Origin of the sequence: Bordetella ansorpii (assembly GCF_900078315.1) — a bacterium.
GTDB classification, from domain to species: Bacteria; Pseudomonadota; Gammaproteobacteria; order Burkholderiales; family Burkholderiaceae_B; genus Bordetella; species Bordetella ansorpii.
The window spans coordinates 1,275,621-1,300,072 of sequence record NZ_FKBS01000014.1; the positions used below are offsets into that span (position 1 = coordinate 1,275,621).

21 protein-coding genes are annotated in these 24,452 nt (G+C 67.2%); 15 read left to right on the top strand and 6 right to left on the bottom strand.

Annotated features, from left to right (window positions below; translation table 11 throughout):
* Positions 1 to 83: 83 nt before the first annotated feature.
* From A7W11_RS13550 to A7W11_RS13560, 3 genes are all read right to left on the bottom strand, one after another.
* Positions 84 to 872 (bottom strand): TorF family putative porin, encoded by a 789-nt coding sequence (locus A7W11_RS13550; protein ID WP_066412950.1) that lies wholly within the window; start codon positions 870 to 872, stop codon positions 84 to 86.
* Between the two features lie 158 nt (positions 873 to 1,030).
* The gene (gene lolA / locus A7W11_RS13555; RefSeq protein WP_066412951.1) at positions 1,031 to 1,669 is read right to left on the bottom strand and encodes an outer membrane lipoprotein chaperone LolA; all 639 of its coding nucleotides are present in this window, start codon (positions 1,667 to 1,669) and stop codon (positions 1,031 to 1,033) included.
* Positions 1,669 to 4,029: a DNA translocase FtsK gene (locus A7W11_RS13560; RefSeq protein WP_156523068.1), complete on the bottom strand. Its 2,361-nt coding sequence runs from the start codon at positions 4,027 to 4,029 to the stop codon at positions 1,669 to 1,671. Before A7W11_RS13560 ends, lolA begins: the two co-directional genes overlap by 1 nt.
* A gap of 119 nt (positions 4,030 to 4,148) precedes the next feature.
* Between A7W11_RS13560 and trxB the strand changes: the two genes are divergently transcribed.
* Genes trxB through A7W11_RS13575 form a run of 3 tightly spaced genes read left to right on the top strand, consistent with a single transcriptional unit; the run spans position 4,149 to position 6,104 of the window.
* The gene (gene trxB, locus A7W11_RS13565) at positions 4,149 to 5,108 is read left to right on the top strand and encodes a thioredoxin-disulfide reductase (protein WP_066412955.1); all 960 of its coding nucleotides are present in this window, start codon (positions 4,149 to 4,151) and stop codon (positions 5,106 to 5,108) included.
* Entirely contained in the window at positions 5,095 to 5,778 is a 684-nt protein-coding gene (locus A7W11_RS13570) for a Smr/MutS family protein (RefSeq protein ID WP_066412958.1), read from the top strand. Before trxB ends, A7W11_RS13570 begins: the two co-directional genes overlap by 14 nt.
* Positions 5,775 to 6,104 carry a DMT family transporter gene (locus A7W11_RS13575; protein WP_066412961.1) on the top strand — a complete coding sequence of 110 codons (330 nt, stop codon included), beginning with the start codon at positions 5,775 to 5,777 and terminating at the stop codon, positions 6,102 to 6,104. The genes A7W11_RS13570 and A7W11_RS13575 overlap by 4 nt, the downstream gene beginning before the upstream one ends.
* 67 nt (positions 6,105 to 6,171) lie before the next feature.
* Here the strand turns inward: A7W11_RS13575 and A7W11_RS13580 are convergent, their stop codons facing one another.
* A complete protein-coding gene (locus A7W11_RS13580) occupies positions 6,172 to 8,235 on the bottom strand; it encodes a sodium:solute symporter family protein (protein ID WP_066412964.1) in 2,064 nt (687 codons plus the stop codon).
* Positions 8,235 to 8,537, bottom strand: a complete 303-nt coding sequence (locus A7W11_RS13585) for a DUF4212 domain-containing protein (protein WP_066412974.1) — start codon at positions 8,535 to 8,537, stop codon at positions 8,235 to 8,237. The genes A7W11_RS13580 and A7W11_RS13585 overlap by 1 nt, the downstream gene beginning before the upstream one ends.
* 646 nt (positions 8,538 to 9,183) lie before the next feature.
* Here A7W11_RS13585 and kdpF point away from each other — a divergent pair.
* From kdpF to A7W11_RS29060, 9 genes are all read left to right on the top strand, one after another.
* Positions 9,184 to 9,273: a K(+)-transporting ATPase subunit F gene (gene kdpF, locus A7W11_RS13590; RefSeq protein WP_066133137.1), complete on the top strand. Its 90-nt coding sequence runs from the start codon at positions 9,184 to 9,186 to the stop codon at positions 9,271 to 9,273.
* Positions 9,273 to 11,078, top strand: a complete 1,806-nt coding sequence (gene kdpA / locus A7W11_RS13595) for a potassium-transporting ATPase subunit KdpA (RefSeq protein ID WP_066412975.1) — start codon at positions 9,273 to 9,275, stop codon at positions 11,076 to 11,078. Before kdpF ends, kdpA begins: the two co-directional genes overlap by 1 nt.
* Before the next feature lie 20 nt (positions 11,079 to 11,098).
* The gene (gene kdpB / locus A7W11_RS13600) at positions 11,099 to 13,255 is read left to right on the top strand and encodes a potassium-transporting ATPase subunit KdpB (RefSeq protein ID WP_066412976.1); all 2,157 of its coding nucleotides are present in this window, start codon (positions 11,099 to 11,101) and stop codon (positions 13,253 to 13,255) included.
* Between the two features lie 21 nt (positions 13,256 to 13,276).
* Positions 13,277 to 13,891, top strand: a complete 615-nt coding sequence (gene kdpC / locus A7W11_RS13605) for a potassium-transporting ATPase subunit KdpC (protein WP_066412978.1) — start codon at positions 13,277 to 13,279, stop codon at positions 13,889 to 13,891.
* Positions 13,892 to 13,945: 54 nt separating this feature from the next.
* Entirely contained in the window at positions 13,946 to 16,732 is a 2,787-nt protein-coding gene (locus tag A7W11_RS13610) for a sensor histidine kinase (RefSeq protein ID WP_066412987.1), read from the top strand.
* An 8-nt stretch (positions 16,733 to 16,740) separates the two neighbouring features.
* Positions 16,741 to 17,433 carry a two-component system response regulator KdpE gene (gene kdpE, locus A7W11_RS13615; protein WP_066133120.1) on the top strand — a complete coding sequence of 231 codons (693 nt, stop codon included), beginning with the start codon at positions 16,741 to 16,743 and terminating at the stop codon, positions 17,431 to 17,433.
* Positions 17,434 to 17,508: 75 nt separating this feature from the next.
* Positions 17,509 to 18,846 carry a replication-associated recombination protein A gene (locus A7W11_RS13620; protein ID WP_066412989.1) on the top strand — a complete coding sequence of 446 codons (1,338 nt, stop codon included), beginning with the start codon at positions 17,509 to 17,511 and terminating at the stop codon, positions 18,844 to 18,846.
* Positions 18,847 to 19,047: 201 nt separating this feature from the next.
* A complete protein-coding gene (gene serS / locus A7W11_RS13625; RefSeq protein ID WP_066412991.1) occupies positions 19,048 to 20,388 on the top strand; it encodes a serine--tRNA ligase in 1,341 nt (446 codons plus the stop codon).
* A 218-nt stretch (positions 20,389 to 20,606) separates the two neighbouring features.
* Entirely contained in the window at positions 20,607 to 20,855 is a 249-nt protein-coding gene (locus A7W11_RS29060) for a hypothetical protein (RefSeq protein WP_066413000.1), read from the top strand.
* Positions 20,856 to 21,089: 234 nt separating this feature from the next.
* Here the strand turns inward: A7W11_RS29060 and A7W11_RS13635 are convergent, their stop codons facing one another.
* Positions 21,090 to 21,422, bottom strand: a complete 333-nt coding sequence (locus A7W11_RS13635; protein ID WP_066413004.1) for a virulence factor — start codon at positions 21,420 to 21,422, stop codon at positions 21,090 to 21,092.
* Positions 21,423 to 21,726: 304 nt separating this feature from the next.
* On the opposite strand from A7W11_RS13635, the gene A7W11_RS13640 reads away from it, so the two are divergent.
* From A7W11_RS13640 to A7W11_RS13650, 3 genes are all read left to right on the top strand, one after another.
* Positions 21,727 to 21,924, top strand: coding sequence for a hypothetical protein (locus A7W11_RS13640; protein WP_066413007.1), 198 nt, complete (start codon positions 21,727 to 21,729; stop codon positions 21,922 to 21,924).
* Between the two features lie 229 nt (positions 21,925 to 22,153).
* Entirely contained in the window at positions 22,154 to 22,483 is a 330-nt protein-coding gene (locus A7W11_RS28775; RefSeq protein ID WP_235816868.1) for a hypothetical protein, read from the top strand.
* A gap of 230 nt (positions 22,484 to 22,713) precedes the next feature.
* Positions 22,714 to 24,312 (top strand): EAL domain-containing protein, encoded by a 1,599-nt coding sequence (locus tag A7W11_RS13650; protein ID WP_066413010.1) that lies wholly within the window; start codon positions 22,714 to 22,716, stop codon positions 24,310 to 24,312.
* Positions 24,313 to 24,452: the final 140 nt, after the last annotated feature.

Consider the following 24,452-nt stretch of genomic DNA (forward strand, 5'->3'; position numbering starts at 1 on the left):
GAGTCCACTATAGGAAGCCCGCCATAAACCCCGCGGAAAAATGCCGCCCGCCCGCGTAAAAATGGCGTCAACGCCTTTGCGGATCAGAACGTCCTGGTCAGGGTCAGCAGGCCGGTGGCGCGGCCCATGTCGCGGCCGTGGCTGTTGGTATAGACGCCGCGGTCGGCGTTGGTGTCCAGGTAGGCGGCGCTGAGGCTGAATCCCTGTCCCAGGTCTTTCGTCAGGCCCAGCTTCCAGTCCCAGTAAGAGCCGCGATCCAGGTCGCGCACGTACTGGTAGCCGACGTGGGCGTTCAGGGTCAGGCCCCACACGCCGGTGTCGACGTTGCCGCTCAGGTCAATGTACTGGCTGCCGCTGCTGCGGGCGAAGCCGAACAGATTGGTGACGGCGTACGAGTATTTCAGGAACACCGGGCCATATCCGACGCCGGCGTACAGCTCGGTGGTGTTCGGACTGATGTAGCCGGACGGATAGTCGCCGGGGTAGTAGTACCGCAGCACGCCCACGTCGAAGGGCACGCCGTCGGTGAACTGGCCCTTGTAGCCGCCGTAGAAGTCCATTTCGATAGGAGCGGAGACGTCGGTGTTGCTGTCGTCCAGCCAACTGATGCTGGAGTTCCAGTTGCCCAGATAGAGGCCGCTGGCGTGCGCGACGTCGAAGCCGCCCGACACCGCCGGCCGGTTGTTGCTCTGCATGAGGCCGCGGTAGCGGTACTGGCTGGCCAGCGACAGATTGGCGCTGAGTGTGCAGGAAGGCGAATCTTCGGTGGACGGCTGTTGCTGTGCCTGGGCTTCATGGATCAGGGCCAGCGAGGCCAGCAGGACGCCGGCGGAAAGGGTGGCGCAAAACCTGGGCAGGCGGGTGGACGGCATGGCTTGATTCTCCTGTGTCGGCGCCAAAGGAAGCGCCGAGCGGCACAGTAGAGACAAGCGCATAAGCTGCGCGTAAAGACTGCGGGTGCTCGCGTAAGCGGGACGTAAAAACGGCGCCGGGAAGGCGCCGTGATGGGGCTTCGATGACGCGATGGCGCCTACATTTTCACCACGTCGGTGCCCGCGGGCGGGGTGAACTGGAACTCGGTGGCTGGCAGCGAGGGGTTGGGCTGCAGGTCGGACAGCTCCACGCGCGTGGTCTGGCCGAAGGCGTCGAGCAGTTCGATGCGCACGGGCTGGTTGTCCTTCATGCCGATGTCGACCTGCGAGAAACCGGCGTCGGCGCTGCGCGGCTTGGCGCGCAGCCACTCCAGGCCGTCGCGCGCGGGCAGCGGCGAGACCTGGAAGGCCTGCTCCAGGTTGCCCGAGCCGAACAGGATGGCGGCGGGCGAGGTGCCGATGGCCTGGTCGACCTTGCGCACCGTGACCTGAGCCAGGTCGGGGTCGTATTGGTAGACCTGCTGGCCGTCGGCGACGATGCGCTGTTCGTACGGCAGCTTGACCCGCCAGTTGAACTTGCCGGGACGCTGGAAGGCGAAGGTGCCGCTTTGCGTCTTGGGCTTGGCGCCCTGCGCGCCCGAGGTGCTCTGGGTGAACGAACCCGTGGCGGCCTGCACCGTGGAGACGAAGGTTTTCAGCTGTTCCTGGGCGCTGGCGGCCATGCTGGCCGCGGCGGCCATCAGCGGGCACAGGCCCAGCACCGCCACGGCGGCCAATCGGTGAAGACGGCTTTTCATCATGCTTCCTCCCGCGCGGGAACCAGGATTTCCCGGTTGCCGTTGGACTGCATGGCCGACACCATGCCGGCCTGTTCCATCTGTTCCAGCAAGCGCGCCGCGCGGTTGTAGCCGATGCGCAGGTGCCGCTGCACCAGCGAGATCGACGCGCGGCGATGCTTGAGCACGACCTCGCAGGCCTGATCGTACATGGGGTCGGACTCGGCGTCGCCGCCGATGCCGGTGACGCTGCTGGCGCCGTCGGCGCCATCGCCTTCCGCGCCGCCTTCGAGCAGGCCTTCGATGTAATTGGGCTCGCCCTGGGCCTTCAGGGCCTCGACCACGCGGTGCACTTCGTCGTCATGCACGAAGGCGCCGTGCACGCGCACGGGCAGGCCGGTGCCCGGCGGCATGTACAGCATGTCGCCCATGCCCAGCAGGGTTTCGGCGCCCATCTGGTCGAGAATGGTGCGCGAATCGATCTTGGACGACACCTGGAACGCGATACGCGTGGGAATGTTGGCCTTGATCAGGCCGGTGATGACGTCGACGCTGGGGCGCTGCGTGGCCAGCACCAGGTGGATACCGGCGGCGCGCGCCTTCTGGGCCAGGCGGGCGATGAGCTCTTCGATCTTCTTGCCCACCACCATCATCAGGTCGGCCAGCTCGTCGATGACCACCACGATCATGGGCATCTCGGCCAGCGGCTCGGGCTGGTCGGGCGTCAGCGAGAACGGGTTCGGGATGGGTTCTTCGCGCTTGATGGCGTCGCGGATCTTGGCGTTGTAGCCGGCCAGGTTGCGCACGCCCATCTTGCTCATCAGGCGGTAGCGTTTTTCCATCTCGCCCACGCACCAGTTCAGCGCGTTGGCAGCCTGGCGCATGTCGGTGACCACCGGCGCGAGCAGGTGCGGAATGCCTTCGTAGACGCTCATTTCGAGCATCTTGGGGTCGATGAGGATGAGGCGGGTGTGCGCCGCGTCGGCCTTGTACAGCAGTGACAGGATCATCGCGTTGATGCCGACCGACTTGCCCGAGCCGGTGGTGCCGGCCACCAGCAGGTGGGGCATCTTGGCCAGGTCGGCCACGATGGGGTTGCCGGCGATGTCCTTGCCCAGCGCCATGGTGAGCACCGACTGGCTGGCGTGGTAGGTCTGCGAACCGAGGATCTCGGACAGCTTGACCATCTGGCGGCGCGGGTTGGGCAGTTCGAGGCCCATCAGGTTCTTGCCGGGGATGGTTTCGACCACCCGGATGCTGACCAGGCTTAGCGCGCGGGCCAGGTCCTTGGCCAGGTTGACGATCTGACTGCCCTTGACGCCGGTGGCGGGTTCGATTTCGTAGCGGGTGATGACCGGGCCGGCCTGGGCCGCCACGACGACCACGGACACGCCGAAGTCGGCCAGCTTCTTCTCGATGAGGCGCGAGGTGAATTCGATGGTCTCGGCCGAGACGGTTTCCTGATTGCCCTGGGGCGGATCGAGCAGGCCCAGCGCGGGCAGGTCGGTCTCGCCCGCCGGGGGCGCGAACAGCGATTGCTGCTTTTCCTTCTCGGCGCGGTCGGAGCGCGGCACCACCGTGATGGCGGGTTCGATGCGCACGGGTTGCTCGTGCACCAGCTTTTCCTGTTTGGCCACGACCTGTTCGCTGCGCGCGGCCTGGGCCACTTCGCCCACGCGGCGGTCTTCGCGGGCGGTGTAGGAGTTGCGCACGCTGCGCAGCGCGCTTTCGATGGCGCCGCCGATGCGCTCGGCCAGTTGCAGCCACGAGAAGGCGAAGAACAGGCTCAGGCCGATGGCCACCAGCACCAGCAGGACCAGGGTGCCGCCGGTGAAACCGACGCCGCGCGACAGCCAGCCGGCCAGCATCTGGCCGATGACGCCGCCCGCGCCGCTGGCGCCGTCGGTGCCGCCGGGCAGGTGCATGCCCCAGCTATACATGCGCAGCGCCTCGATGCCCAGCGAGCCGACCAGCAGCAGCGCGAAGCCGACGCCGACCTCCCAGTGCACGCGGGGCAGGGGATCGTCCTTGCCCGGACCGCGCAACTGGGTGGCCAGGCGGCGGTAGCCGGCGCGCACGCGGTTCAGCAGCAGGACGACCCACCACCAGGCCGAGTAGCCGAAAAGGTAAAGAAGTATGTCGCCCAGGTAGGCGCCCAGGGTGCCGCCGCCATTGCGGATGGCGCCGGAGGCGACCGAGTGCGACCAACCGGGGTCGGATGGGTTCCAGGTGGCCAGCACCAGGGTGAGCCAGGCAGCCAGGGCGGCGAACAGGATCCAGCGGGCCTCGCGCAGCAGCGCGGAGATGCGCGTCTGCAAAGCTGAGGGCCCGTTGCGGGTGTTGCGCGAGGCGCGCGGAGAGGCAGTGGAAATACGCGGCATGGGCCTCATTATAATGAGACGTCACTTTAAAAACCGCGATGAAACCACCCCGCGCCCGCCAGGTCCGCTGTCCCCCAAAAGGGCGCCAGCCTCCTTCGGGCGGCCGGGCAGAGGCTGATATGTCCACACCCAAGCACGCAAAAGTCCTGATCCTCGGGTCCGGCCCGGCCGGCTACACCGCCGCCGTCTACGCCGCCCGGGCGAATCTCAAGCCGGTTCTGGTGACCGGCCTGGCCCAGGGTGGCCAACTGATGACCACCACCGACGTCGACAACTGGCCGGCCGACGTCCAGGGCGTCCAGGGCCCCGACCTGATGCAGCGCTTCCAGCAGCACGCCGAGCGCTTCGAGACCGAGGTGCTGTTCGACCACATCGCCCGCGTGGACGTGTCCAAGCGCCCGTTCACCCTGACCGGCGACACGGGCAAGCTGTACACCTGCGACGCGCTCATCATCGCCACCGGCGCCTCGGCCAAGTACCTGGGCCTGCCGACGGAAAGCGCCTTCATGGGCCGGGGCGTGTCGGGCTGCGCCACCTGCGACGGCTTCTTCTACCGCAACAAGGACGTGGTGGTGGTCGGCGGCGGCAATACGGCCGTCGAAGAGGCCCTGTACCTGTCCAACCTGTGCCGCAAGGTCACCCTGATCCACCGCCGCGACAAGTTCCGCGCCGAGCCCATCCTGGTCGACAAGCTGATGGACAAGGTCGCCAACGGCAACATGGAACTGAAGCTGTTCAACACCCTGGAAGAAGTGCTGGGCGACGACAGCGGCGTCACGGGCGTGCGCATCCGCCACACCGAGACCGGCGCCACCGAAGACCTGGACGTGGCCGGCTGCTTCATCGCCATCGGCCACCAGCCCAACACCGAGATCTTCGCCGGCCACCTCGAGATGAAGGACGGCTACATCGTCACGCAGAGCGGCCTGAACGGCATGGCCACCATGACGTCGGTGCCTGGCGTGTTCGCCGCCGGCGACGTGCAGGATCACGTGTACCGCCAGGCCATCACCAGCGCGGCCACCGGCTGCATGGCGGCCCTGGACGCACAGCGCTGGTTGGAAAATGCGGGGCACTAAGACCAGCCTGGCCGACCTGAAGCGGGTGCACGACACGCTCGCCCGCGACCGCGAGCAGGCCGAGCGTTTGGCGCGCGAGGAAGCGGCGCGCCGCGCCCGGGCCGCGCCCGCGCACGACGTCGATGCCTTCAAGAAGGCGATGCAGGCGGCCACGCCCATGAAGACGGCCAACAAGGTCGAGCACCGGCGCGCGCCCGAACCCGCCATCGACCACGCCGTGGCGTCGCGCCGCGCGTCGGCGCTGGGCGAGAAGCCCGCCGTGCGGGCCGATGCCGGGGTGTCCGATGGCGGGGACGTGGCGCACATGCTGTCCGAGAACGGCACGGCCTATGTGCGGCTGGATGCCGCGCCCGATACGGCGCGGCGCCTGAAGCGCGGCGACTGGCGGGTCGGCGCCGAGCTCGACCTGCACGGCCTGCGCGTCGAGCAGGCGCGCCACGCGGTGCTGTCCTTCCTGGACGAATGCCTGGAGCACGGCATCCGCTGCGTGCGCATCGTGCACGGCAAGGGCTACGGTTCGCAAGGGCTCGAGCCCGTGCTGAAGGACAAGGTCCGTACCTGGCTGGTGCAGAAGCCCGACGTCATCGCATTTTCCGAAGCCATGGAGCGCGAGGGCGGGGCGGGGGCGCTGCTGGTGCTGATGCGCCAGCCGGAAGGCGCCCGCCGATGAACTGGCTGTACCTGGCGCTGGCCATCGGCGCCGAGATCATCGCCACCAGCGCGCTGAAAGGCGCCGAGGGCTTCACGCGGCTGTGGCCCTCGGTCATCACCGTCGTCGGCTATGGCGTGGCGTTCTATTTCCTGTCCATGACCTTGCGCACCATTCCCATGGGCGTCGCGTATGCGATCTGGTCGGGCGCGGGCATCGTGCTGATCTCGCTGGCCGGGCTGGTGCTGTACAAACAGACGCTCGACCTGCCGGCCATCATCGGCATCGCGCTGATCGTGGCGGGCGTGGTGGTGATGCAGGTGTTTTCCAAGACGACGGGGCATTGACCGGCTGGCTGCGCCAGGCAGTGGCGCAGCCGCAGGCGCATCGGCGGCCCAACGGTTTACGTGCGGTTTACGTGCCCGGCTTGCGCAGATAGTCCACCAGCGCCAGCGTGGCGGCATCCGGCCGCCGCGTCAGCAGCGACACCACGATGATGGTGGCGAACGCCGCCGGCGCGCCGAACACGCCCGCGGCGATGGGCTGGATGCCCCACCACAGATCCATCGGTGCGGTGCGGGGCACGTTGAACACCCATTCGCGCAGCCACGGATGCGTATGCGCCATGTACGCGAACGTCGTCGACAACCCCACGGCCATGCCCGCCGTCACGCCCCACTTGTTGGCGCGCCGCCAGAACAGCCCCGTGACCAGCGCCGGAAAGAACGACGAGGCCGCGAACGAGAAGGCCGCCGACACCATGAAGAGAATGTCGGCCGGCTTGCGCGCCGCCACCCAGGCGGCGCCGAAGGCCACCAGCAGCAGCAGGATCTTCGACACGATGACGCGCCGCGCCGCAGGCATGCGCGGCGACACCATGCGATACCACATGTCGTGCGACAGTGAATTGGACATTGTCAGCAGCAGGCCGTCGGCCGTGGACAACGCCGCGGCCAGCGCGCCGGCCGCCACCAGGCCGGAGATGACGAAGGGCAGGCCGCCGATCTCCGGCATGGCCAGCACCACCACGTCGGCGCCCATGCCGATCTCGCCCAGTTGCACGATGCCGTCGCGGTTGATGTCCACCACTTCCAGCAGATTGCTGTCCACTGCGCTCCAGGCGTGCACCCAATTGGGCAGGTTGCTGAAGCGGATGCCCACCACCTGCGCGTACACCTCGTACTTCACCAGCAACGCCAGCGCGGGCGCCGTGAAGTACAGCAGCAGGATGAACAGCAGCGCCCAGAACACCGAGCGGCGCGCGTCGCCCACCGAGGGCGTGGTGTACGAGCGCATCAGGATGTGCGGCATGCCGGCCGTGCCCAGCATCAGGCACAGCACCAGCGCCAGGAAGTTGACGCGCATGTCGCGGCTTTCGGCGGGGTCGCGCGCGGGAAAGGGTTGGGCATGCGGCAGCGGCGGCGAGCCGCGCGCCTCGTAGGCGGCGCGGGCCTGCGACCAGGCGATGCGGGCGGCTTCGGGGTCGGCGGGATAGGTGGCCAGTTCGCGTTCCAGGGAGCGCACCTCGACCATCGGCGCGTCGGCCGCGATCTGCGCGGCCAACTGGTTGCGCAACCTGTCCTTTTCGTCTGTCCAGGATTGCGGCAGGGCGTCCAGGCGCGCGGTCATTTCCTGCGCGCGCTCGCGCCACAGGCGGTGCACCTCGCGTTCGGCGGGATCGTTCTGCAGATGGATCTCTTTCTCGGTGACCTGCTGCAGCACCGCGCCCGCCGACAACTGCGGCGCCGGGCTGCCCGTGTGCTTGACCGACAGCCAGATCACCGGCACCAGATAGGCGATGACCAGGATGATGTACTGCGCCACCTGCGTCCACGTGACCGCGCGCATGCCGCCCAGGAACGAGCACACCAGCATGCCGCCCAGCGCCACGAAAATGCCTAGTTCGAACGAAATGCCGGTCAGCCGGGTGGTGATGATGCCCACGCCGTAGATCTGCGCCACCAGGTAGGTGAACGAACACAGCACCGCACAGGCCACGCCCATCAGTCTTGGCAGGTTGCCGCCGTAGCGCGCGCCCAGGTAATCCGGAATGGTGTACTGCCCGAACTTGCGCAGGTAAGGCGCCAGCAGCAGCGCCACCAGCACGTAGCCGCCGGTCCAGCCCATCACGTAGGCCAGGCCGCCGTAGCCGGTCAGGTACAGGGTGCCCGCCACGCCGATGAACGAGGCCACCGACATCCAGTCGGCGGCCGTGGCCATGCCGTTGTAGATCGCGGGCACGCGCCGGCCCGCCACGTAGTACTCGACCTGGTCGGAGGTGCGGCACACGATGCCGATACAGGCGTACAGGCTGACCGTGACGATGAGAAAGGCGTAGCCGATCCAGTTGCGCGACAGCCCGGCCATCTCGGCCAGCGCCAGCAGCAGCACCAGCATGCCGAAGCCGGCCGTGTACAACAGGTAGATGCGGCGCAGCCGCAGGCCGAACTCGTGCTGGGTGCCGGCGGAGAACGGCATCAGCGCGCGTCCTGCCGGCCGGGGGTGGCCTGGGCGTCCTGCCCGGCCTGGGCCTCGGCGTCGGCCCGGTCATCGGCGCGGTTCATGACGGCGCCATACACCGCCACGATCAGCAGGAAGGCCAGCGGTGCGCCATAAGCGGCCAGCCAGAACGGAAAGGGCCAGCCGATGAATTCGAAGGAAAGATAGCGGGTGAACAGCGCGGGCGCGGCGGTCAGGGCGATCCACAGCGCCAGCAGCAGCAGGATCAGCCGCACATTGCGGCGCCAGTAGCGCGAAGCAGTGGAACGGACTCGGGGCATGCTCGACCTGGGTGGGCGCTGACGCATCCGTGTCCGTGCAAGGCCATCCACGGGCCGCGAATGCGACAACGGCCGGCACAGTGTGTCGTGCCAGCCGTTGTGCGTTTGCTTTTCTTGTACTGCTTTTATTTATATACCGGTGCCGCCGGTTGTCTGGAAGCCCTTAAGGGCTTTCTGTCTCCTCACCTGCATGGACTGAATTCTGCACCAGTTACGGGACTGTCACACTAGGGGAATGCCCTAATTCGGCGCATTCATTTAGTTATATGTTGCACTTATATGGTGCATTCGACCCAAAAACATCAAGATTCTCCTTGTTTTATGACCAAAACAAGACAAATTGGCGTCTTTCCGGGTCGAAGCGGGGCATCGCGGCATCCGACGCCGTGATTTCTTTCCGCACCTTATTGGTGCGAATTTGGCGTTTATACCGTTTTTACACGCGCCCGCCAAAGCTATATCCCGTTTTTACCCCCCTCTCCGTAACCTGCGCAGGTCCGGCGGAGGGTGCCTCTGCATTGTTCGGAGGCCAGGCCTCCGGGGAGAAAAACATGGATTTCCTGACCCTCGCCGTATTCGGCGCGATGGCGGGCCTGACCTGGGCGCTGGTTGCCTTCTGCGCCCGCCTGTCCGAGGGAGAACACTCATGAGCGCCATTTATTGGTTGAGCGGCATCGTCGCGGCCCTGCTCATGGTCTACCTGCTGGCCGCGCTGTTCCAACCGGAGAAGTTCTGATGGACACCCAATTCCTGGGCCTGCTGGCGGTCTACCTGGCCGTCGTGCTGGCGATCGCCCCCTTCCTGGGACGCTATATCAGGCGGGCCATGGAGGACGGCAGCTATGGACCGACCCGTTGGGGGCGTCCGATCGAGCGCGTCATCTACCGCCTGGCTGGCGTGGACCCCAAGGCGGACATGGGCTGGAAACGGTACGCGCTGACCCTGCTGCTGTTCAACGCCCTGGGCGTGTTCGCCGTCTACGCGCTGCAGCGCCTGCAGGGCGTGTTGCCGTTCAATCCGGCGGACATGGGCGCGGTCACGCCGGACTCGTCGTTGAATACGGCGCTGTCTTTCGTCACCAACACCAATTGGCAGGGCTACGGCGGCGAGAGCACGATGAGCTACCTGACCCAGATGCTGGGCCTGACGGTGCAGAACTTCCTGTCCGCGGCCACCGGGATTGCCGTGCTCTTCGCGCTGGTGCGCGGCCTGACGCGCCACGGCTCGAAGGCCATCGGCAACTTCTGGACGGACATCGTGCGAGGCACGATGTATGTGCTGCTGCCGCTGTCGTTCGTGCTGGCGCTGTTCCTGGTCGGCCAGGGCGTGATCCAGAACCTCGATCCGTACGTGCAGGCGCAGACCGTCGAGGCGCAGGCCTTCAGCGTGCCCGAGGTCGATGCGCAGGGCCAGCCGATGCCGGGCGCCGATGGCCAGCCCCGGATGCAGCCGCAGCAGACGCAGCAGCAGACACTGGCCATGGGGCCGGTGGCCTCGCAGGAAGCCATCAAGATGCTCGGCACCAATGGCGGCGGCTTCTTCAATGCGAACTCCGCGCATCCGTACGAGAATCCCACGGCGGTATCGAATTTCGTGGAAATGCTGGCGATCTTCCTGATCCCCGCCGCGCTGTGTTTCAGCTTCGGCGAGATGGCCGGCAACCGCCGACAGGGGGCCATCATCCTGGCGGCGATGACCGCGATGTTCGCCGTGTTCGCGTTGACCACGTCCTACTTCGAGCATCAGTCCACGCCCGCCTTGGCGCAGGCCGTCAACGGCCTGGCGCCGGGCGGCGGCAACATGGAAGGCAAGGAAGTGCGCTTCGGCATCGCGCCCACCGCGCTGTTCGCCACCATCACCACCGCGGCGTCATGCGGCGCCGTCAACGGCATGCACGATTCGTTCTCGGCCATGGGCGGCCTGCCGCCGATGCTGCTGATGCAACTGGGCGAGGTGGTGTTCGGCGGCGTGGGCGCCGGGCTGTACGGCATGCTGGCCTTCGCCATCCTGGCGGTGTTCATCGCCGGGCTGATGATCGGCCGCACGCCGGAATACCTGGGCAAGAAGATCGAGGCCTTCGACATGAAGATGGTCGCGATGGTGCTGCTGGCCACGCCGCTGCTGGTGCTGGTGGGCACGGCCGTGGCCGTGCTGGCCGATGCCGGCCGCGCCGGGGTGCTCAATCCGGGCATCCACGGCTTCTCGGAAATCCTGTACGCCCTGTCCTCGGCCGCCAACAACAACGGCAGCGCCTTCGCGGGCCTGTCCGCCAACACGCCTTTCTACAACACGCTGCTGGGCATCGCCATGTGGTTCGGCCGCTTCGCGTCCATCGTCGCGCTGCTGGCCTTGGCCGGCGCGCTGGCCGCCAAGCCGCGCCTGCCGCAGGGCCCCGGCACGATGCCGACCACAGGCCCGCTGTTCGCCGTGCTGCTGATCGGTTCGGTGATGCTGGTCGGCGCGCTGACCTACGTGCCCGCGCTGGCGCTGGGCCCTGTCGCCGAGCACCTGCAGAACGCCGTGCACGCCGCGCAACCCTGAACGAATCCGGTAGACACATCATGGATCAACATTCGCAATCCCTGACCGGGGACGCGGCCGCCGCGCCCACCGGGCAAAACCCATCGACCGGCCGCCAGTTCGGCTTCTGGGTGTCCTCGCTGGTGGGGCCCGCGCTGCGCGACAGCCTGCGCAAGCTCTCGCCAGCCGCGCAGGTGCGCAACCCGGTGATGTTCGTCGTCTACATCGGCAGCATCCTGACCACGGTGTTGTGGGGGATGGCGCTGGCCGGCCTGGCCGAGGCGCCGGCCGGCTTCATCCTGGCCATCACGGTCTGGCTGTGGTTCACCGTGCTGTTCGCCAACTTCGCCGAGGCGCTGGCCGAAGGACGCGGCAAGCAGCAGGCGGCCACGCTGCGCGGCCTGCGCACCACCATCGACGCCCGGTTGCTCAAGACTTTTCGTGACAGCGACGCGTCGAGCGCTCTGCCCGACAACTGGTTGCCGCGTGGCGAATCGCGTCCGTCGGGCGAGTTGCGCAAGGGAGACGTCGTGCTGGTCATGGCCGGCGAGACCCTCCCCGGCGACGGCCAGGTCGTGGCCGGCATCGCCTCGGTGGACGAAAGCGCCATCACCGGCGAGTCCGCGCCCGTCATCCGCGAGTCGGGCGGCGATTTCTCCTCGGTCACCGGCGGCACGCGCGTTCTGTCCGACTGGATCTTCGTGCGCATCGCGGCCGATCCGGGCGAGAGCTTCCTCGACCGCATGATCTCGATGGTGGAAGGCGCCAAGCGCCAGAAGACGCCCAACGAGCTGGCGCTGACGATCCTGCTGGTCGGCCTGACCCTCGTGTTCCTGCTGGTGTGCGTGACGCTGCTGCCGTTCTCGATGTATGCCGTGGACGCGGCCGGCGCGGGCAGCATTGTCTCGGTGACGGTGCTGGTGGCGCTGCTGGTGTGCCTGATCCCGACCACCATCGGCGGCCTGCTGTCGGCCATCGGCGTGGCCGGCATGAGCCGCATGATGCAGGCCAACGTGATCGCCACCTCGGGCCGCGCGGTGGAAGCCGCCGGCGACGTCGACGTGCTGCTGCTGGACAAGACCGGTACCATCACCTTCGGCAACCGCCAGGCCTCGGCGTTCCTGCCGGCGCCCGGCGTGACCGCGCAGGAGCTGGCCGAGGCCGCGCGCCTGGCCTCGCTGGCCGACGAGACGCCGGAAGGCCGCAGCATCGTGGCGTTGGCGGACCGGACGCTGAATGCGCCCGCCGCCGCCCTGGCCGGCGCCGAGTTCGTGCCTTTCACCGCACAGACCCGCATGAGCGGCGTCGACGCGGGCGGCCGGCGCATCCGCAAGGGCGCGGTGGACGCCGTCGGCGCCTGGCTGAAAGCGCAGGGCGCGTCCCTGCCCGCCGCCCTGTCGCGCGATGCCGAAACCGTGGCGCGCCGCGGCAGCACGCCGCTGGCCGTGGGCGACGGCGCTCGAGCGCTGGGCGTGATCGAGCTGAAGGACATCGTCAAGCCCGAGATCCAGCCGCGCTTCGCCGAGCTGCGCCGCATGGGCATCAAGACGGTGATGATCACCGGCGACAACAAGCTGACGGCGGCCTCCATCGCGGCCGAAGCCGGCGTGGACGACTTCCTGGCCGAAGCCACGCCCGAGGCCAAGCTGAGGCTGATCCGCGCCTATCAGCAGGAAGGCCGCCTGGTGGCGATGACGGGCGACGGCACCAACGATGCGCCCGCGCTGGCCCAGGCCGACGTGGCCGTGGCCATGAACTCGGGCACCCAGGCCGCCAAGGAAGCCGGCAACATGGTGGACCTGGATTCCAACCCCACCAAGCTGATCGAGATCGTCGAGATCGGCAAGCAGATGCTGATGACGCGCGGCGCGCTGACCACCTTCAGCATCGCCAACGACGTGGCCAAGTATTTCGCCATCATTCCCGCGGCGTTCGCCGCCGTGTATCCGCAACTGGGCGTGCTCAACGTCATGCAACTGGCCACGCCGGCCTCGGCCATCCTGTCGGCGGTCATTTTCAACGCGCTGATCATCATCGCGCTGATTCCGCTGGCGCTCAAGGGCGTGCGCTATCGCCCGCTGGGCGCGGCCGTGCTGCTGCGCCGCAATCTGCTGATCTACGGCCTGGGCGGCCTGCTGGTGCCGTTCGCCGGGATCAAGCTGGTCGACATGGTGCTGGCCGCTTTCGGCTGGGCCTGATTTCCCCTCGAGGACACTCTCATGCAAACCCCATCCACTTCCATCAAGCAGCAGGGCCTGCTGCGGCCCGCGCTGACCGTCTTCGTCGCGCTGTCCCTCATCACCGGGCTGGCGTATCCGCTGCTGACCACGGGCGTGGCCCGCATGCTGTTTCCGCACCAGGCCGCGGGCTCGCTGATCGAACGTGACGGCAAGGTCATCGGCTCGGACCTGATCGGCCAGGCCTTCCGTTCGCCGGGCTATTTCTGGAGCCGGCCGTCGGCCACCGCGCCGATGGCCTACAACGGCGGAGCATCCGGCGGCTCGAACCTGGGGCCGACCAATCCGGCGCTGGCCCAGGCCGTGCAGGAGCGCGTCGCGGCGCTGCGTGCCGCCGATCCGGACAATCCGGCGCAGATCCCGGTCGATCTGGTCACGGCCTCCGGCAGCGGCCTGGATCCGCACATCAGCGCCGCCGCGGCCGAATACCAGGTGCGCCGCGTGGCCCGCGCGCGGGGCCTGCCCGAGGCCGAGGTGCGCAAGCTGGTGCAGGCGCATACCGACAGCCCGTGGCTGGGGCTGATCGGCGATCCGGCCGTGAACGTGCTGCCGCTGAACCTGGCGCTGGACGCCCTGAAGCCCCTTGCGGGCAGGTAAGCCGCCTGCCTGCCGCGGCGTATAGTATGTCTGCCCTCGAATCCATCCCGCATCATGGCCGATAACGGTAGCGATCGTCCCGACCCCGACCGGCTGCTGAAGCATCTGGACGACACGGCCGCGCAGGCGGGCCGCGGCAAGCTGCGCATCTATTTCGGCGCCTCGGCCGGGGTGGGCAAGACCTACGCCATGCTGGCCGCCGCCCGCGCGCAACGCGAACAGGGCATCGACGTGGTGGCCGGCGTGGTCGAAACCCACGGGCGCAAGGAAACCGCCGCGCTGCTGCAGGGCCTGGACGTGCTGCCGCCCCAGGCGCTGGCGTATCGCGGCCACACGCTGGACGAGTTCGACCTGGGCGGCGCCCTGACCCGCAAGCCGCGCCTGCTGCTGGTCGACGAGCTGGCCCATTCCAACGCGCCCGGCGCACGCCACGCCAAGCGCTGGCAGGACGTCGAGGAACTGCTGGCAGCCGGCATCGACGTCTGGACCACGCTGAACGTGCAGCACCTGGACAGCCTGAACGAGGCGGTCGGCAGCATCACCGGCGTGCGCGTCTGGGAAACCGTGCCCGACGAGTTCTTCGACGCCGCGCACGAGGTCATCCTGGTCGACCTGTCCGCCGACGAACTGCTGCGCCGCCTGAAGGAAGGGCGCGTCTACGTGCCCGATCAGGCGCGCCACGCCACCCGCAATTTCTTCCGCAAGGGCAACCTGATCGCGCTGCGCGAACTGGCCCTGCGCCGCACCGCCGAGCACGTCGATGACGACGTGCAGGAATACCGCCACGAGCGCGAGATCCAGCCGGTCTGGCGCACCCGCGAGGCGGTGCTGGCCTGCATCGGGCCCGACGACCAGGCCGAATACGTGGTGCGCAGCGCCCACCGCCTGGCGCAGCAACTGGAGTGCGAGCTGCACGTCGTCACCGTGGCCGCGCTGCGCGTGGCGCCGATGCCGTCGCAGCAGCGGCAGAACCTGGAACGCGCGATGGCCCTGGCCGACCGGCTGGCCGCCCGTACCGAAACCCTGGCCGATACCAATCTGGTGGATGCCGCCGCGCGCTACATGCGCCGGCACAACGTCACGAAGGCCGTGCTGGGACGCGGCGCGCCGGGCGGCTGGCCGACGCCGTCCTCGCTGCTGGACGCCCTGTTGGCGCCCGGCTGGTGGCGCCGCCGCCGCACCTTCGCCGACGCGCTGTCGGCGGCCTGCCCCGACGTGGACGTGATTCGCGTGGCGGCGCCTTCGGTGGCCGCGCCGCCGCCTGGCCGCGATCCGCTGATGCTGGGCCGCCGCCCCGGCGACGCGCCCGATGCGCGCGGCCAACAGCAGGCAGGCGGCTACGCCTGGGCGCTGGGCTATTGCGTGGCCGCCACCGTCGTGTCGTCGCTGGCCTCGGCGGTGCTGCACCAGACCAACATCGTCATGTTCTACCTGCTGGCGGTGGTGGGCGTGGCCTTGCGGCATGGCCGGGGCCCCTCGGCGCTGGCGTCGGTGGTCAGTGTGGTGCTGTTCGACTATTTCTTCGTGCAGCCGGTGGATTCGTTCGCCGTGTCCGACGTGCAGTACCTGGTCACCTTCGCCGTGCTGCTGGCGGTGGGCCTGCTGATTGGTCAACTGACGGCGGGCCTGCGCGCGCAGGCCAAGGCATCGGCCAAGCGCGAGGCGGATGCGCGCGGCCTGTACGAGTTCGCGCGCGAACTGTCGTCGGCCTTGCTGCCCGAGCAGATCGTCGCCGCCGCCAGCGCCTTCCTGAACGCGGCGTTCGGCGCGCGCAGCGCGCTGTACGTGCAGGCGCTGGACGACCGGCTGTCACTGGCCTCGCCCACTGATCCCGACATGGGGGCGCTGGAGCCTTCGTTGGCGCAGTGGGTATACGACCAGGGCCGCGCGGCGGGGGCGGGCACCGGCACGCTGTCCAACAGCCCGTTGCTGTACCTGCCGCTTACGGCGCCCATGCGCGTGCGCGGCGTGCTGGCCCTGCAGACGCCGGGCAGGCCGTTCTCGGCCATGCCCGAGGCGCGGCGCCAGCTCGACGCCTACGCCACGCTGATCGCCATCGCGCTGGAGCGCCTGCACTACGTCGAGGTGGCGCAGCAGGCGCTGGTCAACATCGAGTCCGAACGCCTGCGCAATTCGCTGCTGGCCGCCGTGTCACACGACCTGCGCACGCCGCTGACCAGCCTGGTCGGCCTGGCCGACACCCTGATGCGCGATCCCGCCGCCTTGCCCGACGCCACCCGCGAGACGGCCGCGGCCATGCGCGACCAGGCGCAGCGCATGCACGCGCTGGTGGTCAATCTGTTGGACATGGCACGCCTGCAAAGCCGCGACACGCCGCTGCGGCCCGAATGGCAATCGGTGGAGGAACTGGTGGGCGCCTCGCTGGCCGCCATGCGCGAGACGCTGGCCCGGCACCGCGTCACGGTTGCCCGCCTGTCAGACCTGCCGCTGGTCGAGTGCGATGGCATCCTGATCGAGCGGGTGCTGTGCAATCTGCTGGAGAATGCCTCCAAGTACACGCCACCCGGCAGCGCCATCCACATCGATGCGAAGACAGTGGACGGTGAACTGCGCGTGGCCGTGCGCGACGAAGGCCCTGGCGTGCCCGAGGACATGCGGCTGCGCATCTTCGAGAAGTTCACACGCGGCGGGCGTGAGTCGTCCACGCCCGGCGTGGGCTTGGGCCTGGCGGTCTGCAAGGCGATACTGGAGGCGCATCGCGGCCGCATCTGGGTCGAGCCCGTGCCGCAGGACGGCGCCCGTATGCACGGCGCCCGCTTCGTCTTCGCGCTGCCGCTGGGGACGCCGCCCGCCGCACCCCCGGAAGCCGCGCTTTCCTGATTCCCGCCATGTTCGACTACCAACCCACCGTGCTGCTGATCGAGGACGATGCCCATATCCGGCGCTTTGTCCGTACCGCCCTGGAATCCGAGGGCTGCGAGGTCCACGAGGCCGACACGGTCAAGCGTGGCCTGATCGAGGCCGGCACGCGCCAGCCCGATGCCGTGGTGCTGGACCTGGGCCTGCCCGACGCCGACGGCATGACGCTGATCCGCGAGTTGCGTGGCTGGACCGAGGTGCCGGTGCTCGTGCTGTCGGCGCGCACCAGCGAGACCGACAAGATCGAGGCGCTGGACGCCGGCGCGGATGATTACCTGACCAAGCCTTTCGGCGTGGGCGAACTGCTGGCCCGCCTGCGCGTGCTGCTGCGCCGCCATGCGCGCGGCGCGGCCGACGGCGCGGCCCAGCTCAGCTTCGGCGACGTCCACGTGGACATGGCGCGGCGCGTGGTGACCCGCGCCGGCCAGCACGTGCACCTGACCCAGATCGAATACCGCCTGCTGGCCGTGATGCTGGCGCACCGGGGCAAGGTGATGACGCATCGCGAACTGCTGCGCGAGGTCTGGGGCCCGTCGCACGTCGAGAGCAACCATTACCTGCGCATCTATATGGGCCACCTGCGGCAGAAGCTCGAGGCCGATCCCGCGCAGCCGGTGCACCTGGTCACCGAGATCGGCGTGGGCTACCGCTTCGCTTCCTGACCCCCCTGTTCGTCACGATGCCGTCTGTGCGCGTGGTGTAATGGGGTTCACCATCGCTGTATCCCGTTTTTTGCCATGACTACCGACCTGTTCGCCGCCGACCCCGCCCACCGGCCCTATGTGCCGCTGGCCGAGCGCCTGCGGCCGCGCACGCTGGCCGACGTCGTGGGGCAATCGCACCTGCTGGGCCCCGACAAGCCGCTGCGCGTGGCCTTCGAATCGGGCCGTCCGCACTCCATGATATTCTGGGGCCCGCCCGGCGTGGGCAAGACCACGCTGGCGCGCCTGATGGCCGACGGCTTCGATGCCCACTTCATCGCCATCTCGGCCGTGCTGGGCGGTGTCAAGGACATCCGCGACGCCGTCGTGGCCGCGCAGGTGGCGCAAGGGCAGGGCCGCCGCACCATCCTGTTCGTCGACGAGGTGCACCGCTTCAACAAGGCACAGCAGGACGCCTTCCTGCCGTATGTCGAAAGCGGCCTGTTCACCTTCATCGGCGCCACCACCGAGAACCCGTCCTTCGAGGTCAACTCCGCATTGCTGTCGCGCGCCCGCGTGTACGTGCTGCAATCGCTGACCGCCGAGGAACTGGCCGAGCTGGTCGATCGCGCCGTCGCTGCCCTGAACGACGGCGCCGAGCCCGGCGCCGGCCTGTCCATCACGCCCGAGGCGCGCGACCAGTTGGCTGCCTGGGCCGACGGCGACGCGCGCCGCCTGATCAGCGCGGTCGAGGTCGTGGCCGAATCCGCCCAGTCCGCCGGCCGCGATACGGTCGACACCGAATGGCTGGAGATCGCGCTGTCGCAGAACCTGCGCCGCTTCGACAAGGGCGGCGACGCGTTCTACGACCAGATCAGCGCCCTGCACAAGTCGGTGCGCGGCTCGCATCCCGACGCGGCCCTGTATTGGTTCACCCGCATGCTGGACGGCGGCGCCGATGCGCGCTACCTGTCGCGCCGCATCGTGCGCATGGCCTGGGAAGACATCGGCCTGGCCGATCCGCGCGCCATGCAGATCGCCAATGACGCCGCCGCCACCTACGAGCGCCTGGGCAGTCCCGAGGGCGAACTGGCGCTGGGCCAGGCCGTCATCTACCTGGCCATGGCGGCCAAGAGCAACGCCGGCTACAACGCCTATAACGCGGCGCGCGCCTTCGTGCGCGAGGACAAGAGCCGCGAGGTGCCCATCCACCTGCGCAACGCGCCGACCAAGCTGATGAAACAACTGGGCCACGGCCACGATTACCGCTACGCCCACGACGAGCCCAACGCCTACGCGGCGGGCGAAACCTACCTGCCCGACGGCATGCGCGAGCCGCGCTGGTATCGCCCGGTGCCGCGCGGGCTGGAAATCAAGATCGGCGAGAAACTGAACCAACTGCGACAACTGGACGAGGACGCGCGCAAGAAGTGACAGTGCACGGCAAGCGCCAGGCCCCACCGCCGCCCGGGCGGTAGAATCCGCTCTGGACCTGACGTCCCGAGGCCGGAACCTGCCGGTTACATCCGCGAATTCCGGTGGCGCCGTCACATGCCGTTCCCGCCTGGCGGGCACAATGGCCGGTTCTTGCCTTTCCTTCCGCCTCGGCGGTTTTTTCACCCACAGCCACACACCATGCTAGATCCGATATTGCTGCGCAAAGACCTGCAAACCGTCGTCGACCGCCTGAAAAGCCGCGGCGTCGACTTCGACACGGAACGGTTCAACGACCTGGAGTCCCGTCGCAAGACCGTCCAGACCGAAACCGAGTCCCTGCAGGCGCGCCGCAATGCGCTGGCCAAGCAGATCGGCCAACTGAAGTCGCGCGGCGAGGACGCCTCGGCCGTGATGGCCGAGTCGCAGTCCATCCCCGAGCGCCTGCGCCAGTTGGAGGAAGACCTGGCCGGCATCCAACAGCAGCTCAACGAAGTGCTGATGTCCACGCCCAACCTGCCGCACGAAAGCGTGCCGCAGGGCGCGTCCAGCGACGACAACGTCGAAGTGCGCCGTTGGCTGCCCGGCGAGGCCGGCTCCGACGGCAACCCGCCGCCTCTGGGCTTCGAGCCGCGCGACCACGTTGCCGTGGGCGAGCCGCTGGGCCTGGATTTCGACATGGCCGCCAAGCTGTCGGGCGCGCGCTTCACCTTCATGCGCGGCCCCATCGCCCGCCTGCACCGCGCCCTGGCGCAGTTCATGCTCGACCTGCAGACGGGCGAGCACGGCTACACCGAGTGCTATACCCCCTACATCGTCAACAGCTCGACGCTGTACGGCACGGGCCAGTTGCCCAAGTTCAAGGACGACATGTTCGCGGTCTCCAAGGGCGGGGACGACGACCGCGTCGACGACCAGGGCAATGCCGTGGCGCGGGAAGACCAGTATCTGATTTCCACCTCGGAAATCACCCTGACCAGCGTGGCGCGCGACACCATCGTGGCCGGGGCCGACCTGCCGATCCGCCTGACCGCCCACACGCCGTGCTTCCGTTCCGAAGCCGGCAGCGGCGGCCGCGACACACGCGGCATGATCCGCCAGCACCAGTTCGACAAGGTCGAGATGGTGCAGATCGTCGCGCCCGACCAGTCCTACCAGGCGCTGGAAGAGATGGCCGGCCATGCCGAACAGGTGCTGCAGCGCCTGGGCCTGCCGTACCGCGTCATGTTGTTGTGCACGGGCGACATGGGTTTTGGCGCCGCCAAGACCTACGACCTGGAAGTCTGGCTGCCCGCGCAGAATACCTGGCGCGAGATTTCGTCGGTGTCCAATTGCGAGGCTTTCCAGGCGCGCCGCATGCAGGGCCGTTTCCGCAATGCGCAGAACAAGCCCGAATTCGTGCACACGCTCAATGGCTCCGGCCTGGCGGTAGGCCGCGCGCTGGTGGCCGTGCTGGAAAATTACCAGCAGGCCGACGGCAGCGTGGTCGTGCCCGAAGTACTGCGCCCGTACATGGGCGGCCTGGCGGTGATCAATCCCTGAACAGGCGCTAGCCAGCCATTTCAAGAACCCGCATTCTTGCGGGTTTTTTTGCGCATATCGTAGCCATATGGCTGTCTTTTTTTTTCCGTATGCTGACGGAGGTAATGCAGTTGCTATTGATGTGAAGAATTGTGTAGTCGCAATAAAAAGGGTCGGTTGTTGCGGCACAATTACGCCCGTGGCGAAACAGCCCTGTCATTTCAATAGAGGAAGCTAAGATGACTTCGCGAACGATTGGCGATTTCCGTGTGCGTTGTACCGTCGTCCAGGAAGAAGACAGGGGCTACGAGGTACGAATCTGTACCCGCCGCATTGGCGGCACCGCACCAGAAAAGCTCTGGCAGGTTCCCGGATTGGCAGCGTATGCCAGCCGCGACGAAGCCGAACAGGGCAGCCAAGAGATATTCGAGAAGGTCAATGGTGTGCGTTTCAACGGAGAACCCGAGTTTGCCCATGCGTCCGCATAATGGTTGGTGGCGCGCTTCGAGCGCCCCGCGTCGCTGGATCGACCTGATCCGCGAGACTTCTTCCCAAGCCGGCGGCAAGTCGCCGGCATCGCTACGCGTACAGGCGCCGACGCCTGTGCCCATGCCGCAACCCTTGAAGCCGGCATAAGAACGCGCCCGATGGGCGCGTTTTTTTGCCCGCTTTTTAATCCAGATGGCCAGGCCGCGTTGCCTGGCCATCGGTTTTTTGGGCGATCAGCGGCGCCAGCCGCGATCATGATGATGGTAGTGATGATGGCGATGGCGGTAATGGCCGCCGCCACGGCCGCCGTAATAGCGCGGGCCGCCGTAATACACCGGCGCCGGATAGTAAACGGGCGGCGGAGGAGCCACATAAACCCGCGGGGGCGGCGCGATATAGACCGGGCGCGGCGCCACGTATACGGGCGGGGGCGGTGCGACATACACCGGCGGCGGGTAGCCATAGCCTGGCACGCCGATACTGATGCCCACGTCCACCCGGGCCAGCGCTGCGCTGGACAGCAGTACGCCCGCTGCGCCCAAGCCTGCGATCAGCCACTTTTTCATGATGCTCCTGCCTTGCTGCTCGAGGCAGCCAAGTTGAAAATATCCAGTTCAATTGTCCGACGGTGCGGCGGGAGAGGGGTGTCTGGATCGCGATCAATGGCGACGATCCGCAACATCCGAATCCACTACGCTCGAGACGATATTGCGCCCCGAGCGGGGTGCGTGCAAGCTGGATGACAGGGTTTGAAATGGGCTGAAATGGGCCTGACATCAAGCCTCGCCGCTCCTCTCTGGAGGCGCGGTAGCATTCGTTTACGCCTGTGGCGCCGCCGCCGCACAATCACCTGCAGGGAGACTGGCCATCATGACGACCGACTCGCACGACCTGAAGCCTGGGTACTACTGGTACACCATGGAAAACGATCCACCGGCCATCATTCACATCCACGACGATGGTGGGGCGACCCTCATGGGCACGGACTTGCGCATGGATGCCGACGCCGTTGGGGACATGATCGCGCAGGGCGAAAAATTCTTCTGGATCGAGCCGCCCCGCCAATAGCGTGCTTCGGACCGGCATTGCCGGTCCACTTTTACATTCTTTACAAAAATCTTAATGTTGCTTCCCGGCGGTGCAATGCCGCCGTTTGCCGGTTTTCCACCGCGCTTCGTATTGCGCAACCGCCGCAAATCACTCCCTTCCCCCATGAACTTCTGGCAAGCAGGCACATTATGTGCGGCATCATGCTAGCGCTTGCATAGTCGCGCAATTTTTCAGCATTCGCCGGAGAATGATGCAATCGCTTTTTCGTGACTTTACGCGCCTCATAGGGAGGTTCTCGCAGAGTTATGAATATGTCATTATGGTTAAGGTTTCCTGGCAGACGTTTGTGCATTTTCATGGGGAGGATGATTTGGAGGCGATACGGGATGGACGCGCAGTGACGTATTCGGGTCGGCGCTACGAGTTTCTTACCGTTGATCAGGCGATGGGTTTCGCCAGATTTTTGTGCCAGGACAAGGGCCTGGACCATGCCTGCAAGATCTGGAAGCCCAAGCGGATCGTCGCCCATGCTCAGCCGCTCAGCGCGGAGAGTCGAGGCAGCGTCGCCAGTCAATAGGTCGCCGAGTCATACCGTCGCCAGGAGGCTGCAGCGGGCGTGCGGTCTGACACCAGCACCTCAGCTGTAAGTAAAAATTCACAAAATGTTCGAATAATTTCATATTTTGTGAATATCCTGCTAAGGTTCGCAGGAATTTATCATTCCTGTGCAAAACTCTCCAGAGCGGCGCCCAGGTCTTGGGATACAGCATGGGCGGTTCGCGGACCTTACGGACAGAACGATTGGGCATGCAGGTCTGGAAGGGCCGGCATGCGGGGTGGTTTGTCGTGCAGACCGTTCTGGTGCTGCTGGCGCCCGCCGTGCTGTGCGCCTTCGCGTCGCTCAGCGAGGCGCGGCGCCTGACTTCCAGCCAGGCCGACATCGCCGCCCGGGTGCTGATGCACCAGGCGCAGACCATGTCGGCCTATGCGTGGCGGGTGGTCGACGAACTGGGGCCGCTGGCGGGGCGCCCGTGTTCCATGGCCGAGCCCACGCTGCAGTACATGGGATCGATCTCCCCGTATCTGCGCTCCCTGCTGTTCGTGCGCGACGACACCATCGAATGCGCCGCCGGCATCCACACTGGCATGCGGCGCCTGTCGGTGCTGTTGCCCACGTTGTCCGCGTTGCCGCCAGGGCGTTCGATCGCCTCGGTGGCCGGTACGGCCTCCAGCGAAAGCCGCCCCGCCGTGGTGTTCGCGCAGAACTGGAACGACGTCACCGTGGTGGCGGTGCTCGACGGCCAATATCTGATAGACCTGCTCAATACCGTGGCCGATCTGCGGTCGTACCACGTCGAGATGCACTTCGGCACCGGGGCGTCCATCCGAAGCCAGGGCTACCCCGTGGGCAACGCCGGTTCCATGGCGCAGGTGCGCCGCCTGCAGTCCGACGACGACACCGTGCAGGTGTCGGTCACCGTGCCGGCCGAGGACGTCTATGCGGCCTGGCGGCGCGTGGCGCTCGAGTTCCTGCCGGCGACGCTGTTGCTGGCCGGCGCGCTGGGCTTCATTGCCTGGCGCTTGCGGCTGCGCCAGCTGTCGCCAGTGGAAAGCCTGCGGCGCGCCATGCGCGCGGGCGAGTTCTACCTGTGCTATCAGCCCATCTACGACGTGAGACAGGGGCAGTGCATGGGGGTGGAAGCGCTGATGCGCTGGCGCACGGCGTCGGGCGAGGAGATCCGGCCCGACGTCTTCATCGCGCAGGCCGAGACGCACGGCATGATCGTGCCGCTGACCTTGCACCTGTTCGAACTGATCGAGCGCGACGTGGCGCAATGGCCGCTGCGCCCGGGCTTCCATGTGGGCGTGAACCTGGCGGCCGAGCACCTGGCCAGCGCGCGGCTGGTGCCGGACGTATCGCAGTTGCGCCGCGTGCTGCAGCAGCGCCACCTCGTGCTGGTGCTGGAGATCACCGAGCGCAGCCTGGTGTCGGATGACGACACGGCGCGGCGCAATCTCGAAGCCCTGCGCGCCACCGGTGCGCTGGTGGCCATCGACGACTTCGGCGTGGGCAACTGCTCGCTGTCCTACCTGCATCGCTTCCCTGTGGACTACCTCAAGATCGACCGGGGGTTCGTCAGCGCCATCGAATCCGTCGACGGCGAGGCGCCCGTGCTGGACGCGATCATCGCGCTGGCTGCCCGCCTCAGGTTGCAGGTCGTGGCGGAAGGGGTGGAGACCGACGTGCAGCTGCGCTACCTGCAGGCCCGTAACGTCTCGTATATTCAGGGCTATTTATATGGCAGGCCGATGCCGTGCGGCAGCCTCGTCACCTGGCTGCTGCAACAGGGCCATGAGCCGTTGCGGTCCGTGTTTTCCCAGGAGGAAGTGGAAGTTCCCGCTTGACAGCCTCACCCCGGAAGTGCAGCTTGGCATGACAGGTTTGGTTGCGCTTTCTGGCCTTATGTCAGGCCTCGCTCACGCCAGTAACAAGGGGGCGGAGTAGAGTTGATCGCACCCTATTAACGAAGTGGGGTCGCCCACTC